Origin of the sequence: Micromonospora sp. CPCC 205558, assembly GCF_036902955.1 — a bacterium.
Classification (GTDB): Bacteria; Actinomycetota; Actinomycetes; order Mycobacteriales; family Micromonosporaceae; genus Micromonospora.
Map to the genome: position 1 here is coordinate 16,174 of NZ_JBAKHR010000013.1, position 16,738 is coordinate 32,911.

At 72.9% G+C, this 16,738-nt stretch carries 17 protein-coding genes; 10 read left to right on the forward strand and 7 right to left on the reverse strand.

Going from position 1 to position 16,738, the window contains the following annotated elements; all coding sequences use genetic code 11:
• The first annotated feature begins 23 nt into the window (after positions 1-23).
• A complete protein-coding gene (locus V6U86_RS17090; protein WP_334504391.1) occupies positions 24-647 on the forward strand; it encodes an ABC transporter ATP-binding protein in 624 nt (207 codons plus the stop codon).
• Positions 644-2,065 carry a DUF6297 family protein gene (locus V6U86_RS17095; RefSeq protein ID WP_334504393.1) on the forward strand — a complete coding sequence of 474 codons (1,422 nt, stop codon included), beginning with the start codon at positions 644-646 and terminating at the stop codon, positions 2,063-2,065. The genes V6U86_RS17090 and V6U86_RS17095 overlap by 4 nt, the downstream gene beginning before the upstream one ends.
• 68 nt (positions 2,066-2,133) lie before the next feature.
• Here the strand turns inward: V6U86_RS17095 and V6U86_RS17100 are convergent, their stop codons facing one another.
• Both V6U86_RS17100 and V6U86_RS17105 read right to left on the reverse strand, forming a co-directional pair.
• Positions 2,134-2,661, reverse strand: a complete 528-nt coding sequence (locus V6U86_RS17100) for a MauE/DoxX family redox-associated membrane protein (RefSeq protein WP_334504396.1) — start codon at positions 2,659-2,661, stop codon at positions 2,134-2,136.
• A gap of 113 nt (positions 2,662-2,774) precedes the next feature.
• A complete protein-coding gene (locus tag V6U86_RS17105; protein WP_334504397.1) occupies positions 2,775-5,573 on the reverse strand; it encodes an AfsR/SARP family transcriptional regulator in 2,799 nt (932 codons plus the stop codon).
• Between the two features lie 125 nt (positions 5,574-5,698).
• On the opposite strand from V6U86_RS17105, the gene V6U86_RS17110 reads away from it, so the two are divergent.
• The 4 genes from V6U86_RS17110 to V6U86_RS17125 all read left to right on the forward strand — a co-directional run bounded on the left by V6U86_RS17110 (position 5,699) and on the right by V6U86_RS17125 (position 9,149).
• Positions 5,699-5,944, forward strand: coding sequence for a hypothetical protein (locus V6U86_RS17110; protein WP_334504399.1), 246 nt, complete (start codon positions 5,699-5,701; stop codon positions 5,942-5,944).
• Between the two features lie 111 nt (positions 5,945-6,055).
• Entirely contained in the window at positions 6,056-6,601 is a 546-nt protein-coding gene (locus V6U86_RS17115) for a TlpA family protein disulfide reductase (protein WP_334504401.1), read from the forward strand.
• Positions 6,598-8,466 carry an ABC transporter ATP-binding protein gene (locus V6U86_RS17120; RefSeq protein ID WP_334504403.1) on the forward strand — a complete coding sequence of 623 codons (1,869 nt, stop codon included), beginning with the start codon at positions 6,598-6,600 and terminating at the stop codon, positions 8,464-8,466. Before V6U86_RS17115 ends, V6U86_RS17120 begins: the two co-directional genes overlap by 4 nt.
• Positions 8,466-9,149 (forward strand): S26 family signal peptidase, encoded by a 684-nt coding sequence (locus tag V6U86_RS17125; protein ID WP_334504405.1) that lies wholly within the window; start codon positions 8,466-8,468, stop codon positions 9,147-9,149. Before V6U86_RS17120 ends, V6U86_RS17125 begins: the two co-directional genes overlap by 1 nt.
• Here V6U86_RS17125 and pdxR read toward each other — a convergent pair.
• On the reverse strand, positions 9,142-10,629 hold the full coding sequence (gene pdxR / locus V6U86_RS17130; RefSeq protein WP_334504407.1) for a MocR-like pyridoxine biosynthesis transcription factor PdxR: 1,488 nt from the start codon (positions 10,627-10,629) through the stop codon (positions 9,142-9,144). The genes V6U86_RS17125 and pdxR overlap by 8 nt on opposite strands.
• Positions 10,630-10,691: 62 nt before the next feature.
• Between pdxR and V6U86_RS17135 the strand changes: the two genes are divergently transcribed.
• Together V6U86_RS17135 and V6U86_RS17140 are read left to right on the forward strand one after the other, a co-directional pair.
• Positions 10,692-11,303, forward strand: a complete 612-nt coding sequence (locus tag V6U86_RS17135; protein WP_334504409.1) for a LysE family translocator — start codon at positions 10,692-10,694, stop codon at positions 11,301-11,303.
• Between the two features lie 4 nt (positions 11,304-11,307).
• On the forward strand, positions 11,308-12,054 hold the full coding sequence (locus V6U86_RS17140) for a B3/B4 domain-containing protein (protein ID WP_334504412.1): 747 nt from the start codon (positions 11,308-11,310) through the stop codon (positions 12,052-12,054).
• Here V6U86_RS17140 and V6U86_RS17145 read toward each other — a convergent pair.
• A complete protein-coding gene (locus V6U86_RS17145) occupies positions 12,027-12,629 on the reverse strand; it encodes an MBL fold metallo-hydrolase (protein WP_334504414.1) in 603 nt (200 codons plus the stop codon). The two genes, V6U86_RS17140 and V6U86_RS17145, sit on opposite strands and share 28 nt — an antisense overlap.
• 100 nt (positions 12,630-12,729) lie before the next feature.
• Positions 12,730-13,332, reverse strand: coding sequence for a hypothetical protein (locus tag V6U86_RS17150; protein WP_334504416.1), 603 nt, complete (start codon positions 13,330-13,332; stop codon positions 12,730-12,732).
• Between the two features lie 226 nt (positions 13,333-13,558).
• Here V6U86_RS17150 and V6U86_RS17155 point away from each other — a divergent pair, with 226 nt between their 5' ends.
• Positions 13,559-14,440, forward strand: coding sequence for a pentapeptide repeat-containing protein (locus V6U86_RS17155; RefSeq protein ID WP_334504418.1), 882 nt, complete (start codon positions 13,559-13,561; stop codon positions 14,438-14,440).
• Positions 14,441-14,511: 71 nt separating this feature from the next.
• Positions 14,512-14,748, forward strand: a complete 237-nt coding sequence (locus V6U86_RS17160) for a preprotein translocase YidC (protein ID WP_334504420.1) — start codon at positions 14,512-14,514, stop codon at positions 14,746-14,748.
• Positions 14,749-14,755: 7 nt separating this feature from the next.
• Here the strand turns inward: V6U86_RS17160 and rnhA are convergent, their stop codons facing one another.
• Entirely contained in the window at positions 14,756-15,229 is a 474-nt protein-coding gene (rnhA, locus tag V6U86_RS17165) for a ribonuclease HI (protein WP_030491933.1), read from the reverse strand.
• A gap of 10 nt (positions 15,230-15,239) precedes the next feature.
• Positions 15,240-16,523, reverse strand: coding sequence for a lycopene cyclase family protein (locus V6U86_RS17170; protein WP_334504426.1), 1,284 nt, complete (start codon positions 16,521-16,523; stop codon positions 15,240-15,242).
• Positions 16,524-16,738 lie beyond the last annotated feature (215 nt).

Sequence of the window (16,738 nt, forward strand, 5' to 3'; positions counted from 1 at the left end):
GTGGCAGGGCTCTGGGAGACTCTGTGATCGTGGACGCGCTCTCGGTACGGGGACTCAGCCGAAACTTCGGCGACCTGGTGGTGCTCGACGATGTCAGCTTCACGCTCCCGGCGGGCCGGATCGCGGTGGTGCTGGGCCCCAACGGCAGCGGAAAGACCACCCTGCTGCGCTGTGTCGTCGGCGCGGACCGGCCGGACTCGGGCGAGGTGCTGGTGCAGGGCCGCCGGGCCGACGAGACCGATCCTCAGGTGCGGGCGCTGGTGGCGGCCGCCCTGGACGACATCGACTTCTTTCCCGACCTGTCCGTGGTCGAGCACCTGGAGTTGGTCGCGTACGCCCACGGGGGTGACGCCGAGCCGGTCGAGGAGGTCCTGGCCGAGCTGGGTCTGGAGCCGGCCCGCGACCAACTGCCGGTGACGTTGTCCAGCGGGCAGCGCCGCCGGCTGGCGCTGGCGTCCTGTTTCGTCCGGCCACGCCGGGTGCTGATCCTCGACGAGCCCGAGCAGCGGCTGGACGTACGCGGGCGGCAGTGGCTCGCCGACCGGCTGTTGCGGGAACGGGCGGCGGGCACGGCCGTGCTGCTGGCCTCGCACGACCCGGAGCTGATCGACGCGGTGGTCGACGAGCGCATCGAGATCGGCAAGTGACCGCCGGGCCGGCCACGGTCACCGACACGCTGGCCGGGGTGCCCACCGCCCGCCAGGTGCGGACGCACCTGCGCAAGGCCCGTAGCCGGCACCACGACCATTCCCTCGGTGACGTGCTGGGCGACGCGTACGTCATGGTCCTGTTCGTGGGCATGTACGGCTGGTTCGCGATCAGCGCCAGCCGCGACCTGCTGGACTCCCCCACGGTGGGGCAGGCCGAGCCGGGCGTGCGGTGGTGGTTGGCCATCGCCGCGCTGCTGGCCGGCGCGGGGCTCGCCTGGCGGGCCCTGCGCGCGCTCGGCCCGCTGCTGGTCACCCCGGCCACGCAGAGCTGGGCGACCAGCGCGCCGGTCGACCGACAGGCCTGGCTGGCGCCGCGCTTCGTCCTGCTGCTGGTGGGCGCGGCGGCCGGCACCGCGGCGCTCGGAGTGGCCGTGGCGGCGCTCGGCGGGGTCAGCGACCCGACCGCCCTGGGTTGGGCGGCGGCGGCCGGAGCGGGGTGGGGTGCGGCCGCGCTGGCGCTCAGCGTCGTCGCCCAGAGCAGCCGGTCGGGGCGACGCTGGCCGACAGTGGTCGGGGCGGTGCCGATGGCGGCGGCGGCCGTGATCACCACAGTGGTCGTGCTCGTCGGTCGCTTCGGCGACGGGCTGCCCCGGCCGGCGACCACGCCGACCATCGCGCTGGTCGCCCTCGCCGTGCCGCTCGCCGGCCTGGGCACGATCCTCGCGGTACGCGCGCTGCCCCGGGTCGACCGGGCCACCCTGACCACCGGCGCGCAGTTCGCCAACGCCGCCGCCACGGCCACGATCCTGCTGGATCCGAGCCTGCTCGCCAATCTGGTGGAGAGCCGCCGCTGGCGTCGGATCGGCCGGGTCCGCAGCCGCCGCTTCCTGCCCGGCCCCGGCTGGTGGGCGCTGCTCCAGGCCGACGTACGCCGGCTGCGCCGGCACCCGAGCGCCGTGCTGATCTGGGCGGCGCTGATCGGCGTGCAGTACGCTGCCGCGCTCGCCCTGCCCGGGTTGGCCGGTGCCGCGCAGGTGGTGTTCGCGTACCTCGCCGCCGACCGGCTCACCGGCGGTCTGCGGGCGGTCAGCCGCTCACCCGGTCTGCGCCGGGCGCTCGGCGGCAGCGACAACCTGCTGCGCGGGATCCACGTGGTGGTGCCGGCTGTCGGGGCGGGCCTGTGGTGGTTGCTGACCCTGCCGACCGTCGACCCGGGGCCGGCCTGGCTGGCGCCGACGCTGGCGCTCGGGGTGGTGGCCGCCGCGTTCCGGGCCGGCACCCGCCCGCCGATCGACTACGGCGGCGCGACGGTGAACACGCCGTTCGGGATGATCCCGGTCGACCTGCTGCGGCAGGGCTCACGTGGGCCGGCGCTGCTCGCCGTGCTGGTGCTCGTCCAGCTGTTCCTGGGCTGACCGACCCCAGCCTCGCCTGTTGGTGACCTCCGGCGGTGTCGGCCTCGGCGCCGCCTGGCGCACTCCGCTCAGGCGGGTGACCGGTACAGGGCGACGAGGTCGTCGAGCGCGGCGACCACCACGCCGCCGAGCAGCCCGGCACAGCCGGCCAGGGCGGCTTCCGCCAGTCGTAGCTCCCCGGCCGACGCCGACGCGGCGAGACCGACCACGGCGGTCGCCGTCAGCGCGAGGTTGCGCACGATGTGCTGCCTGCCCAGCGGCGTGTCCGAGGCCCCGAAGCAGCGGCACGGCGCTCGGCGCCCACGGCGGACGGTGATCGCGACCACAGCGGTGAACGCCGCCAGCAGGGCACCGGCGAGCACGAAGCCCAAGACCCCGCTCCGCCTGCCGGGAACGAACAGCAGCACCACGACCGCCAGCTCGGCCGCCACGGTCGCCGCCGCGGCCGACCGCAGCAAGGCCGCGGGCAGCACGTCCATCTGCCGAAGGGACCGGACGAACGCCGGATAGCTGGCCCGGCTCCCCACCTTGCCGACGAGCGCCGCCAGGAAAACGATGGCGAGCAGCGCCCTCGTTCCCACCTCCACATAACGCATGGGACCTCGCCCTTTCCGCATCACCCGCCAGCACCGACGGCTCCGTTCGGCCGTGGTCCTGCACCACACCCTCGCCGTTCGATGTGTAAAGCGCGTGGAAGCACGGCGGCTCACTACCGGGAGGGGCGTCCGACCGGGACAGGATCGAGCGCCTCGATCTTGCCGCGAAGGTCGGCCGCGGCGGGATGACCGACGTCGTCGGCGATGTGCAACGCGTGTCGCCAGGTGACCCGGGCCGCCTGCGGATCGTCGGCGGCCTGGTAGGTGTCGCCGAGGTGCTCCAGGATCCCCGTCTCGTTGTACCGGTCGGCGAAGCCCCGGACCAGGTCAAGCGCCCGTTGATAGCAGGCAATCGCATCGGTGTAGGCGCCGAGGTGGTGATGCGCGTGGCCGAGGCTGTCCCATGCGCCCGCTTCGGCGTGGCGGTCACCGATCTCCTGGTTCAGGGTCACCGCCTGGGCGCAGTAGTCGAGCGACCGCTGGTGGTGCCCGAGCATGCCGTGCAACCATCCGGCGTTGTTCAGGACCATGGCCTGCCCGGCCCGGTGACCGGCCCGCCGATAGAGCGGTAACGCCCGTTCGTTGTGGTCAAGTGCGTCCCGCCGACGGCCCTGCCGGTCGCACACCCAGCCCAGGCCCCGGTGCGTGTGCGCCTGCCCGGCCGGGTCGTCCAACTCCTCGTAGAGGTCCAGCGCCTCGCGGAAGTGCAGGTGGCCGTCATCGAGCCGATCCGACTGGGTGTGCACGATGCCGAGGCTGCGGTGCGCGGCGGCCTGCATGGCGGGGTCACCGAGACGGTGCGCCGCGGCCAGCGCGGCCTGCTGCGTGGCCACCCAGTCACGCCAGTGCCCCTGGTAGTCGAGGAATGTCTCCAGGGTCCAGGCCAGGTGCCAGACGTACGTGTCCAAGCCGACTCGGGCGGCCAGTTTGACGGCGCCGAGCAGCACCGCGTGCTCGGCGGTGAACCAGGCCAACGCCGCGGCACGGTCAACGAGATCCTCGGGTGTGATTCCGGGATTGACGAGCGCCGCCGGGGCGCTGTCCCGGTGCTGGTCGAGCAGCCGGGCGGCTCGCGCGGCGGTCTGCAGGTGATGCGCCAGGAAACGGAGCTGTGCGGCTGTCCGCTCGGCCGAGCTGTCGACGGTGTGCACCAGCTCGGACGCGTACGCGCGGAGCAGATCGTGGACCGTGTACCGGCCGGGCACGTGTTCGGTGACCATGTGTAACCGGCACAGCTCGGCCAGGAGTGGGCCGACCTCGCGTACCGTCAGGCTGGCCAGGCTGGCCGCGGCCGGGGCCGTGACATCCGGCCCCGAGGTCAGGCTGAGGAGGCGGAACAGCCGCGCTGCGCCCTCGGCGAGAGTCCGGTACGACCAGGAGAACACCGCCCTCACATCAGTGTCGGCGTCGCCGTGAACGAAGGCGTCGAGCCCGACCTGCGCGGTGCGCACCTGCGCAACGAGGGCCTGCAGCGAGAACGTCGGGTTCATCCGGGCGCGTGCCGCCACGACGGCCAGGGCCAGCGGCAGCCCGGAACACGCCGCCACCACCTCGTCGACCGCCGCCGGCTCCGCCTCGAGGCGGGCCGCGCCCAGACGTCGCCGCAGGAGCAGCCGCGCCTCGGCCGCGCTGAGGAGTTCCAGGGTGAGCGGGTCGGCGCCGTCCGCGGTGGCGAGGCCGGTCAACTGGTTACGGCTCGTCACCACCACCGCGCAGCCCGGTGCGCCGGGTAGGAGCGGACGCACCTGCACGGCGTCGCGGGCATTGTCCAACACCACCAGGATCCGCCGATCCGCCAGGAGGCTGCGGTACAGGCCGGACTGCGCCTCGACGGTCACCGGCATCCGCTGCGTCGGCACGTCGAGAGCGTCCAGGAAGCCGCGAACCGCCTCCGCAGGGCTCAACGCCGAACCCACGAGGTCGAACCCACGCAGGTTCACGTAGAGCTGGCCGTCGGGAAACCGCTCCGCCACCGCGTGTGCCAACCGGACCGCGAGGGTGGTCTTGCCCACCCCGGCAGGCCCGGTCACCACCAACGGTTCCCCGGCGAGCGCCGGGTCGCACAGGTGCCGACGTGCCCGCTCGAACTCCTCCGCACGGGCCACGAAACGCGCCGGGTCCGGTGGCAGCAGGCAGGGCCGCGCCGGCCGGGCCGCCGCGGGGGCCTCCCGTCGGAGGATCGCGCGTTGCACCTGTTGCAAGTCGGGCGCCTCGATGCCCCGGTCACGCAGCAGCGTCAGCCCGTCCCTGCACACCTGTGCTGCCTCCTCGACTCGTTGCTCGGCGTAGAGCGCGAGGGCGAGGAACTTGCGAAGCGCCTCGTCGTACGGCTCATCCGCGACCGCGCCGACGAGTTGATCGATGGCCTCCAGGTGACGGCCCAGCGCCAGGAGCGCCTGAGCGTGGCCGCGCACCGCCGACCGGCGCATCGAGTCGAGCCGGGCGATCTCCCGCACCGCGAAGGGCCGGTCGGCCACGTCCGCGTACGCCGGGCCGCGCCACAGCGCCAGAGCCGCTTCCAGCACCGCCTCGGCCCCCTCCGTCGCGCCGTCGGCGAGCAGTTGGCGCCCCTCGGCGTACCGCTGCTCGAAGCGCCAGGCGTCGATCTGTTCCGGTGGGAGGTTCAGTTGATAGCCCACCCTGCCGCCGCCGCCCACCGTGACCAGGAGGTGGGCGTCGTCACGGTCGGGGATGAGCGCCCGGCGTAGGTGTGAGACGTGGCTACGCAGCGTGGCCGCCGAGGGTGTCCCATCCTCCCACAACAGCGACATCAGTCTGCTCGCCGGAACCGGCCGACCGACCTCCATGACCAGCACCGAGAGCAGGCTGACCAACTGAGGGCCGAGGCGGATGGGAGCCCCGCCCCGGTCTGCCTGCACCGTTCCGAGCACACCAACGCGCAAAGCTTCCACTTCCCACACCCCCGTGTCTGGCAGCTTCGAGCGTATCGACCACATTCGACAGACGAGGTCTGCCACGCGGCTCGTCGATCATCGGCTTCCACCCGGTTTCCACCTCAGATCCACACGTCGCCGCGATGGTGGTGGTCAGCGCACGGGAGATTCCCGACGCGCAGCTGTGGAGGGAGACCGCGATGTACGGGGTCATGGAGAAGATGGGCAGCAAGTTGCTCAAGATGTTCGTGCCGGAGGTCGAGGCGGCAGCGGCAGCCACCGCGGGCTGCCAGCGCTGGACCTATGCGAGCTGCTGGCAGTGCGGCTACGGCCCGTGCACCGCCTACTGCTGCTCCAACGGATCTTGCTCCAACATCATCTGCTTCTGACGAGCGAACCAGCCGGTGGGTCTACCGCAGACCCGCCGGCCGGGCCGTCCCATTCCGCTTCATCACGAGGCCCGCGGCCGGGCCTTCGGCGAATCGATCCCAGGAGATCCGATGCCCTTCCTGATCACGGCGCTAACGCTCGTCGGACTGCTCTGCGCGCTCGACCTCATCCTCACGCTGGGCGTGGTCAAGCGGCTACGCGAGCACACCGCGTTGCTCGCCAAGGTCGCCCCACCGCCGCCCGCCATCGAGGTGGGCCAGAAAATCGACGAGTTCAGCGCGACAACCGTGGCCGGCGAGGCGGTGACGGCGGACCGACTCGACTCTGGCACCCTGGTCGCCTTCTTCTCCCCGACCTGCGCGCCGTGCAAGGAGAAGCTGCCCAAATTCGTGTCACATGCGCGCGCGTTGCCCGCCGGGCAGCGGACGCCGCTGGCGGTGGTCATCGGGCAGGCGGAACAGGCCGATGACTTCCTCGCCGAGCTGACCCCTGTCGCACGGGTCGTGGTCGAGCCCGACAACGGCCCGGTGAGCCGGGCGTTTGGAGTTCAGGCATACCCGACCCTGTTGCGGGTCGACCGCGACGACGCGGGCCGGCTGGTGATTGGTGCCAACGACGTGGAGGTGGGCCGGCAGGTGTCGGTGGCTGTCGGATGAAACCGCCAGCACCCGCCCCCGCTGCCGGTTCCCGGGGGTCGGCTCGACTGCTCGCCGCAGCCGCGCTCACCGCCCGGGCAGCACCGCTCAGCCTGGCCGGCTATGCCGCGCTGACGCTCGTGGGCGGCACTCTGCCGGTGCTCACCGCCTGGTTGACCAAGCTGATCCTGGACGGCCTGACCGGTGACGCCACGCTCACCGTGCTGGCCTGGCTGGCCGGGGGCCTCGCCCTGGCCGGCCTGCTGGCGGGAGCGGCTCCACAGCTCACCGAGTACCTTCGCCGGGAGCTGGCCCGAGCCACCGGGCTGCGCGCGCACGACCGCCTGTTCCGGGCGGTCAGCGGTTTCGTCGGGATGCGTCGCTTCGAGGACCCGACCTTCCTGGACCGGCTCCGGCTGGCGCAACAATCGGGGGATGCCGGCCCGGTCCAGGCCGTCGACGGTGTGCTCGGGGTGGCCCGCGCATCGCTCACCATCACCGGGTTCCTCGGCTCGCTGGTCCTGCTCAGTCCGGTGATGACGGGGCTGCTGCTGGTGGCAGCGGTCCCGACCCTGGTCGCCGAACTCCTACTCGCCCGCCGTCGGGCCCGGATGCTCTGGGCGGTCGGCCCCACCGAGCGGCGCGAGTTCTTCTACCGCGAACTGATGTCCAGTGTGGAGGCAGCGAAGGAGATCCGGCTGTTCGGCCTCGGTGACTTCCTCCGTGAGCGGATGATGACCGATCGGCGCAGCGCCAACGCTGAGTACCGTGCCGTGGATCGACGTGAGCTGCTCGTCCAGGGCGGTCTCGGGCTGCTCGCCGCGGCCATGTCGGGCGGCGGTGTGCTGTGGGCAGTCGCCGCCGCCAGGCGGGGCACCCTCTCCCTCGGCGACATCACAATCTTCGTCGCCGCGGTGGCCGGGGTGCAGGGCTCGCTCGTCACCATGGCACGGGAACTCGCCCGCAGTCACCAGGCGTTGTTGATGTTCGACCACTACCTCTCGGTGACCAGTGCCCCGCCCGACCTGCCGGTGCCCGCCCGGCCGGACCGGTTGCCGCCGCTACGCGTCGACATCGAGCTGCGCGACGTCTGGTTCCGCTATTCCGAGGACCACCCCTGGGTCCTACGCGGGGTGAACCTGCGCATTCCGTACGGTGCCACAGTGGCTCTGGTGGGCCTCAACGGCGCCGGCAAGTCCACCCTGGTGAAGCTGCTGTGCCGCTTCTACGATCCCAGTCGGGGCAGCCTCCGCTGGGACGGCACCGACCTGCGGCGGGTGGACGCCGCCGAGCTGCGACGGCGCATCGGCGCGGTCTTTCAGGACCACATGCACTACGACCTGACGGCCCACGAGAACATCGCTCTCGGCGACCTCGACGCTCTCGGCGACCAGAGCCGGGTCGAGGCCGCCGCCATCCGGGCCGGTATCCATCATCGGCTCGTCGAACTCCCCGACGGCTACGACACCCTGCTGTCCCGGGCGTTCTTCCTCGACGTCACGGGTCCCTCGGCGCAGCCGGGGGTCGAGTTGTCAGAGGGACAGTGGCAACGGCTGGCCCTGGCCCGGGCGCTGGTCCGCGAGCAGCCGGACCTGCTGATCCTGGACGAACCGTCCGCGGCGCTCGACGCCGAGGCGGAGCAGGAGGTCCACGACGTGCTTCGCCGGCATCGTGTCGGGCGGACCAGCCTGCTCATCTCGCACCGACTGAACACGGTGCGCAGCGCCGACGTGATCGTCGTGCTGGCCGATGGACAGATCATCGAACAGGGCAACCACTGCGCGCTGATGGCCGCGAACGGCGAGTACGCCCGGCTGTTCCGGTTGCAGGCCACCGGTTACGAGGCGGCCGCGCCAGAGTTCGTCGCCACACCGGGAGCGCGCTGATGACGGAAGCTCACACCCGCCCAGGAGATCGGTGCCCGTACCGAGACGGCCCCCGGGAGCGCCTCGACCTGCCGCCTGCGCTGGGACAGCCGGGCCGGGTCCGCGAGCGCAGGGTGCTGGCCGCCTCCTCCCTGATCCTCGCCCTTCCGGTCCTCGCGGCGGTGACGGTGCCGGGGGGTCGGAACCGCTGGGTGCTGGGGCTCACGCTGCTGACCGCAGTGGTCGGTGGTGGACTACGCCTGCTGAGCCGTCAACTGGTCGCGGTCACGGTACGCGGGGTGAGCATGCAACCGGTGTTCTACGACGGGGATCGGGTCCTGGTCCGGCGCGCTGGGATGCCGGGGGTCGGACAGGTCGTGGTGGTCGAACAGCCGACGCCGAACGGGCGATGGCGGTCCCCGCCGCTGCCGAACAGGGCGGGTTCGGCACGGGTGGCGGGCCGGCGTTGGATGATCAAGCGGGTGGTGGCCGTTCCCGGCGACCCGGCGCCGGCGCTACCGGCGCTACCCAGGGGTGCCGACGGACGGGTCCCGCCGGGCCAACTGGTGCTACTCGGTGACAACTCGGCAGCCAGCCTCGACTCGCGCCAGCTCGGCTACTTCCCGTCGGATCGAATGCTCGGCACGGTACGCAGACACCTCGGCCGAAGCCGATCGAGTGACCGGACCGAGCCGGTCACCTGATGCTGAGCCGGAGCTGCCGCATGGCTGCGGCTATCGTCGCCACGGCTTGCGCGATGCTAGACGTGTCACGGGCCGCGTAGCCGAGCACCAGGCCCGGTCGGTAGGGCCGTTGGCAGTGCCAGGACAGCGGTTGCACCTTCACCCCGCGCGCCAGCGTCGCCGCCGCCAGGTCGGTGTCGACCACGGCGTCGTCGAGCGTGATCATCAGGTGCAGGCCGGCGGCGGCGCCGTGCACCGTCGCCGAGGGCACCTCGCGGGCCAGCGCGGCGATCATGGCGTCCCGCCGGCGGATGTGTCGGCGGCGCAGCAGCCGCAGATGCCGCTCGAAGGCGCCGGAGGTCATCAATTCCGCCAGCACCAGTTGCGGTAGCACGGCGTTGCCCAGGTCGGCGTTGCGCTTGGCGGCCACCACCGCGTCGCGCAGTCGTGGTGGCACGAGCAGCCAGCCGACCCGCAGCGCGGGGGCGAGCAGTTTGGAGACGCTGCCGGCGTAGCAGACCTGCTCGGGCAGCAGGCCACGCAGCGCCGGCACCGGAGGCCGGTCGTAGCGGTGCTCGGCGTCGTAGTCGTCCTCGATGATCAGGCCGCCGGCCCGCGCCCAGGCGACGAGCTGGCGGCGGCGGTCACCGTCGAGCACCACGCCGGTCGGGAACTGGTGCGCGGGGGTGAGCATCACGGCCGGTACGCCGCTGGCCGCCAACTCGTCGACCCGCAACCCGGCGTCGTCGACGGTGATCGGCGGGGTGTCCATCCGCCAGTTGTTCAGGTGCTGACGCACACCGAGCGAGCCCGGCTCCTCGACGGCGATCCGGTCGACGCCGGCAGCGGTGAGCGCCTGGGCGAGCAGCCCGAGCGCCTGGGAGACGCCGGCCACGATGATCACTTCGGCGGGGTCGACGCTGATCCCACGGTTGCGGGCCAACCAGGCGGCGACGGCCTGTCGCAACGCGGGCGCGCCACAGGGGTCGCCGTAGCCGAGGTCGGCCGCGGCGAGGCGGCGCAGCACGGTCCGTTCGGCGCGCAGCCAGTCCGCGCGGGGAAAGGCTGTCAGGTCGGGTACGCCGGGCGTCAGGTCGATCGTCGCGTGCGCCGCGCGTACCGCGTCGAAGATGTCGGTGCCCGGTGCCGGCGGGAAGGTCGCGACCAGTGCCGGCGCGGTGGCCGGGGCGGGGGTGGGTACGGCCGGCGCGGCGACGACCACCGTGCCGGCCCGGCCCCGGCCGGCGACGTGCCCCTCCTCGGTCAGGCGCTGGTACGCCTCGGTGACCACGCCCCGGGAGACGCCGAGGTCGGCGGCGAGCACCCGGGTGGGGGGCAGCCGGTCACCGACCGGCACCCGGCCCTCGGCGATGGCCTGCCGCAGCCGGTCGGTCAGCCAGTCGGCGCGCCCGCCCGGCGCGGCGTCGGTGATGGTCAGGTGCAGGAAGTCGGACCCGGCCGATATGGACCTGTCGGAGGCCGCCGGTTTGGCTCTGCCCATCGGACCATTCTGGCAGCAGAGTGAGCAGGAACAGACCCTGCCAACTCCGTCGGAGGACGACCGTGACCATCCCGTTCCTGATCACCACGCTGATCGTGGTGGTCACCCCCGGCACCGGGGTGCTCTTCACCCTCTCCGCCGGCCTGTCGCGGGGTGCTCGGGCCGGGGTGCTGGCCGCGTTCGCCTGCACGCTGGGCACGTTGCCGCACCTGTTGGCCGCGATGACCGGGCTGGCCGCGCTGATGCAGACCAGCGCAGCGGCGTTCGAGACCGTCCGCTACCTCGGCGTCGGCTACCTGCTCTGGCTGGCCTGGTCCATCACGCGCGATCGCGACGCCTTCGCGGTGACGACCGAGGCCCCACAGCGCTCGGCGATCCGGGTCATCGTCTCCGGGGTGCTGGTCAACCTGCTCAACCCGAAGCCGACGATGTTCTTCGTCGCGTTCCTGCCGCAGTTCGTGGACACCACGGCACCGGGCTCGACCCGGGCGATGCTCGGCTGCGGCGCGGTGTTCATGCTGCTCACCTTCGTGGTGTTCAGCGGCTACGGCATCTTCGCGGCCCGGGTCCGCGACCGGGTGCTGACCCGACCCCGGGTCACCGACTGGCTGCGCCGATCCGCCGCCGGCACGTTCGTCGCGCTCGGCGTGACCCTCGCCCTCACCGAACGATAGGACGATGATGCGGTTTCACCATTCACCACAGCTTCGCGAGGCGTACCCCGATCTGGTCGCCGGGGTGGTGCAGGCCTGGGGAATCACCCCCACCGCCGACGTCACGGAACGCGCGGCCGGCTATCTCGCCGAGGCCCGACACCGGTTGGCCGCCGGCGGGGCCGAGAGCGGGTTTCCGGAAATCCAGGCCTGGCGGCGGGCGTACGCGGCCATGGGGCTGAGGCCCACCAGGTACCGGTGTGCCGCCGAGGCGCTGCTGCGCCGGCTGCGCCTGGACGGCGAACTGCCCCGGGTGCACCCGCTGGTCGACCTCTGCAACGCCATCTCGGCCGCGTACGCCATCCCGGTCGCCGCACTCGACCTGGACCGGGTCGACGGAGATCTGGTGGTCCGGCCGGCGCACGGCGACGAGGCGTACCTGAGCTTCGCCGGCGACACCGAGCACCCCGAGCCGGGCGAGGTGACCTTCGTCGACTCCACCGGGCGGGCGCACGCCCGGAGGTGGACGAACCGGCAGAGCGGCTGGTCGGCCGTGCGGGCGGGCACCTCGTCGGTGCTGATCGTCGCCGAGGCGCTGCACCCGGGCGCCGAGCCGGCCGTGACGCGGCTGGTCGCCGACCTCGTGACCGAACTGACCGACGGGTGGTCCGCGCCGACGGCCACCGCGGTGCTCACCACCTCCGCGCCCCGTTTCCGCACCCCGACGGCCGGTGGCGACCGCAGTCAGGCGGTGTCGCCGGGCACCAGGTGACGGTAGCCGGGGATCGTCTCGGTGAACCAGCCGGCGACGCTGGCCAGGCCGCGTTCGTTGAGCTGGGCGTCGTGGATCGGGTACGCCGCCGCCGCGCCCACGGCACCGGCGAACCGGATCGCCTCGTCGAGGCGCAGCCAGGACCCCTGGGCCGGGACGAGCAGGGTGCGCACCGGCTCGTCCGGCACATGCAGGGCGTCACCCGGGTGATAGATCTGGTCAGCGATCAGATAGCCGAGGTTCGGGCAGTCGGGCTGCCCGTCGTGGATGGCGGCGTGTCGGCCACCGTGGGCGCTGACCGTCATACCGGCCGCGGTGAACCGCTGCCCCGCACGGACCCGGGTCACCGCCAGCGGGGCGAGATCCGGCAGTCGGGCGCCCTCCGGGGCGTACACGGGGACACCGAGACCGGCGAGCCGCAACACGTCCACGTGGTCGGTGTGCTCGTGGGTGACCAGAACGGCGTCCGCGCCGACCAGGGCACGCGGCTCGCTCCACGTCCCCGGGTCGACGACCAGCACCCCGCCGTCGTGCTCGACGCGGACACAGGCGTGCGTGAATCGGGTGATCCGCATCAGGCGACGGTACGCCGCCGGCAGATGAGTCGTGGTCCTCGTGGCGGTTGGGCCGGCCCTGCCGGGGTGGTGCAGCCGACCCCGACGGCCGGACGCGCCGTCAGCGCATCGGCGCGGCCGACGCCCGGACGATGTACACGAACTGCACACCGAACGTCACCACCGCGACCAGCACCCCGACCGTCACCCCGACCCCGACCCCGACGGTCGTGGCCACCAGGGCGATGCCGAGCCCGCTCAGCACCGCGTTGACCGCGCCCACGAGTGCGGCCGTGGTCAGCAGGAACTCCCACCGCCCCGGACGCGTGCCAACCAGGCTCCAGGCCGTGCTCATGGCGTCGCCGGCCCCCACCGCATCGGCGAAGAAGTCGTGCTCGCCGGCGAGCTGATGGTGGTAGTAGGCCCGGATGCGCTGGATCCGCAGCAGGTCCAACGAGTTCTCCACGGTGGTCTCCACCAGCCGTAGAAACGTCAGCACCCCGATGATGACCAGCGTCGGCAGCACCGCGGCCAGGTACGGCCGGACCAGCTTGTCGTTGCTGGCGACGAAGCCGAGGCCGATCAGCGCCGCCGACAGGACGGACAGGAAGATGGTGGCGCGGCCGGTGGCCTCGGCGATGGTGCCGGCGCGGGACGTCTGCAACGCGTAGTGCTCGGTGGTCAGGACGGTGAGAAGCGCCTGCTCGCGTTCGCCCTCGCCCACACCGCCACCCTTTGTAGTCGTATGACTCCGTTACCGTCACCCTATGAGCGGTGGGGCGGGTCCGAGCGGCGAACCAGCCGTTCGGAGAACGGGGCAGCGCCCAGCAGAGCGAATACGCATCCTCCGGACTCCGGTGACCAGCAAGCGGCGGTGGGGCCGGACCGACCCCGGGGTTCGGCACAGGAAACAATGGTGGTCCACCCTGATCGCCAGGAGGACCGTCGACGTGTCGCACCGCACCGCACCGCCGTCCGGGGCGGCGCAGCTGCGCGCCGACTGCGGACGCTGCTTCGGGCTGTGCTGCGTGGTGCCCGCGTTCGCCGCGTCGGCGGACTTCGCCATCGACAAGCCGGCTGGCTCGCCCTGCCCCAACCTGCGCCCCGACCACCGCTGCGGCATCCACACCGAGCTGCGGCAACGCGGGTTTCCCGGCTGCACGGTGTTCGACTGCTTCGGTGCCGGGCAGCAGGTCGCCCAGGTGACCTTCGGCGGACGGGACTGGCGGGACGCGCCGGAGACGTTGCCGGCGATGGCGGAGTCGTTCGCCGTGCTGCGACCGCTGCACGAACTGCTCTGGTACCTCACCGAGGCGGTGGCCCTGCGCCCGCCGGCCGACCTGCGCGCCGAGCTGGAGCGCGCCCGTGCCGAGACGCTGACGCTCACCGAGGGTGACTCGGCGCAGCTTCGCGCGGTCGACGTCGCCGGGCATCGGGACCGGGTCAACCCGCTGCTGTCCCGGGCCAGCGACACGGCCCGCGCCCCCGGCGGCGTCGACCGCCGGGGCGCACACCTGCTCGGGGTGGACCTGCGCCGCGTCGACCTGCGCCGGGCCAACCTGCGCGGGGCGTTGCTCATCGGCGCCGACCTGCGCGGAGCGGACCTCGGCCTGGCCGACGTGACCGGCGTCGACCTGCGCGGGGCCGACCTGCGGGGCGCGGACCTGCGGCGCACGCTCTTCCTGCACCAGACCCAGCTCGACGCCGCCCGGGGTGACACCCACACGGTGCTGCCGCAGACGCTCAGCCGGCCGGCGCACTGGACGGCGCTGCCGCTCACCCCGGTCCGCCAGTCAACCCGGTCCCCCGCCCGTCGGAGTCGCCGCCGCTGACCGGGAGGTTTCAGCCGGGACGGCACCGGGTAGCCAGCGCCGACGCGACCGGCATCGACGGGGGGCACGGCGTGGGCTACCGAAATCGCCAAGGTAAGCAGCCGGGCGACCCGCAGCACAGCGAGGACGAGGCCGGCGAGGTGCCGCTGGTGCAGGTCGAGGCGGACACCGAGGTCCCCGCACCGGCGGACACCGACGTCCGACCGGACATCGTGACCGAACCCGAGAGCTCGGGTATGGCTGGTGGTTCGTCCGGCAGCAGCAGCGGTGGCTCCACCATGCCGGGGCACCCCGACGCGACCCGCTGACCCAGGCTCAGCGGCTGGTCAGCGCGGCCCGCGCCTCGGTCATGCCCTTGTTGGCGAGCCCGTCGGCCCGCTCGTTCTCCGGGTGCCCGTTGTGTCCCTTGACCCACAGCCAGGTGACCTCGTGCCGCTCGCAGGCCGCCTCCAGCCGCTGCCACAGGTCGGCGTTCTTTACCGGCTGCTTCGCTGCGGTGCGCCAACCGTTGCGCTTCCACGACGCCAGCCAACTGGTGATGCCGTTGCGCACGTACGTGCTGTCGGTGTGCAACTCCACGGTGACCGGCCGGTTCAGGCTCTCCAACGCCTGGATGGCCGCCATCAGCTCCATCCGGTTGTTGGTGGTGGGCGTTGCCTCACCGCCGCACAGCTCACGCTCGTGATCGCCGTAGCGCAGCAGCGCACCCCAACCACCCGGCCCGGGGTTGCCACTGCACGCCCCGTCGGTCCAGATCTGCACGCCCCTGCCGGCCGCCGCGTCCACCATGCCCGGCAACCTACCGGGCGCGGACGTCGTCCTCCCCGCTCGGGGGGCCGCCGCGCCGTGCCGTGCCCCGCGCCCCGCCCACCACTGCGGGTGGGATGGCCGGGGCCGGCCGGGTGGGGCGCAGCCGGTCGCGGACCCGATGGACGGCGTCACCGGCGGTCGCGGCGATCATCGGCAGCAGCCGGGTCGAATTCATGATCGCGACCTCCTCGGCCGGGGTGGTGCCGCCGTCGAGGAAGCGCAGCACCCGCTCGGCGGGGTTGCGGTCGAAGAGCCGGTCGAAGAACTCGGGACCACCGACCCCGCCCCGGTCCAGCGCCCGCAGCGCCACCGCGTCCATCCAGCGGTGCCGGCGCGGGTACGCCGGCGCGGGCACCGGAGGTCGGCCGGCGGCGAGAGCGCGGGCCACCTGGTCGGCCTGGCGGTACATGGCGGAGAAGGTGAACCCGGTGGAGGGGCGGGTCGCGCCACCGGCCGTGCCGAGCCGGACCACCCGGGGGGTGGGCCGGGCCGGGAAGGGCGCGTCGGTCATCGGGATGACCCCGTTCTCCACCTCACGCACCCGCAGCCCGGCCGGATCCAATCCGAGCAGATCCCGGTAGCCGGCCAGCGCCGTGTCGTAGCCGGCGTCGGTGAGCAGGTCCGGCGAGAACTCGGTGTACTCGACCAGGGCGTAGCGGTCGCTGACCGGCAGCACGTACCCGAAGGAGACGCCCCGGGGCGGCTGCGGGGTACGGAAGTCCATCAGCACCGCGCGCGTCGGGTCGAACACCGGCCGGTCAGCCTCCAGCCACCACCCCCGAAAGTGCTGCAACCAGGTGGTTCGCCCCGCTCGCTCGGGCGGGCGCGGCCGGGAGTCGAGCACCCAGCCGGCCCGTACGGTGCGCCCGTCGCCGGCACCCACCAGCACCCGGGAGCCGTCGTCGCGCACCGTGTCGGCGGGCGCGACGATCCGGGTGGCGTCGAGGCGACGTTCGGCCTCGGCAGCCCGGTCGTAGACCGGGCCGGAGCGGAGCATGGCGTACCGCAGCGGGGTGAGGTCCAGGACGCGGCGGCGCGCTGCCGTCGCCACCTCGACCTGCTGCCAGCTCGCGCTGAGCAGCGGGTCCAGGTCGGTGTCGGGGTGGCCCCAGAACGCCCAGGTGCGGTCCTGACCGCGTCGGCGCACCGGGTCGACGATGGCGATCCGCAGATCCCGGACGCCGTGCCGGTCCAGTGCGGCGAGCAGCAACGACGCCGCGCCACCACCACCAAGCAGCGCGAGGTCGACGTCGAGCGGCGCGGAGTCGGTCACCCGGACCACGCTGCCACACGGTCGCGCCCACAGCGCGGTCGGCCGCGCTCGCGGACCTGCGACGGGAACGGGCCGGCGCACACCGCACCAGCGGCGTATTCGCGCCGTCGTCGGCAATACCTCGCCATCGGCCCAGCGGCGACAGCTCGCGGCTCTCCCCGCCTTCGGGTGGACACGTGACGGCAACGAAGATTTCTCATTTTCACCTGATCGAG

Coding starts and splice junctions, on each gene's coding strand:
- V6U86_RS17100 (WP_334504396.1), bottom strand. CDS start 2,661: ATGCGTTATGTGGAGGTGGGAACGAGGGCGCTGCTCGCCATCGTTTTC.
- V6U86_RS17110 (WP_334504399.1), top strand. CDS start 5,699: ATGGTGGTGGTCAGCGCACGGGAGATTCCCGACGCGCAGCTGTGGAGG.
- V6U86_RS17115 (WP_334504401.1), top strand. CDS start 6,056: ATGCCCTTCCTGATCACGGCGCTAACGCTCGTCGGACTGCTCTGCGCG.
- V6U86_RS17120 (WP_334504403.1), top strand. CDS start 6,598: ATGAAACCGCCAGCACCCGCCCCCGCTGCCGGTTCCCGGGGGTCGGCT.
- V6U86_RS17125 (WP_334504405.1), top strand. CDS start 8,466: ATGACGGAAGCTCACACCCGCCCAGGAGATCGGTGCCCGTACCGAGAC.
- pdxR (WP_334504407.1), bottom strand. CDS start 10,629: ATGGGCAGAGCCAAACCGGCGGCCTCCGACAGGTCCATATCGGCCGGG.
- V6U86_RS17140 (WP_334504412.1), top strand. CDS start 11,308: ATGATGCGGTTTCACCATTCACCACAGCTTCGCGAGGCGTACCCCGAT.
- V6U86_RS17145 (WP_334504414.1), bottom strand. CDS start 12,629: ATGCGGATCACCCGATTCACGCACGCCTGTGTCCGCGTCGAGCACGAC.
- rnhA (WP_030491933.1), bottom strand. CDS start 15,229: ATGGTGGACGCGGCGGCCGGCAGGGGCGTGCAGATCTGGACCGACGGG.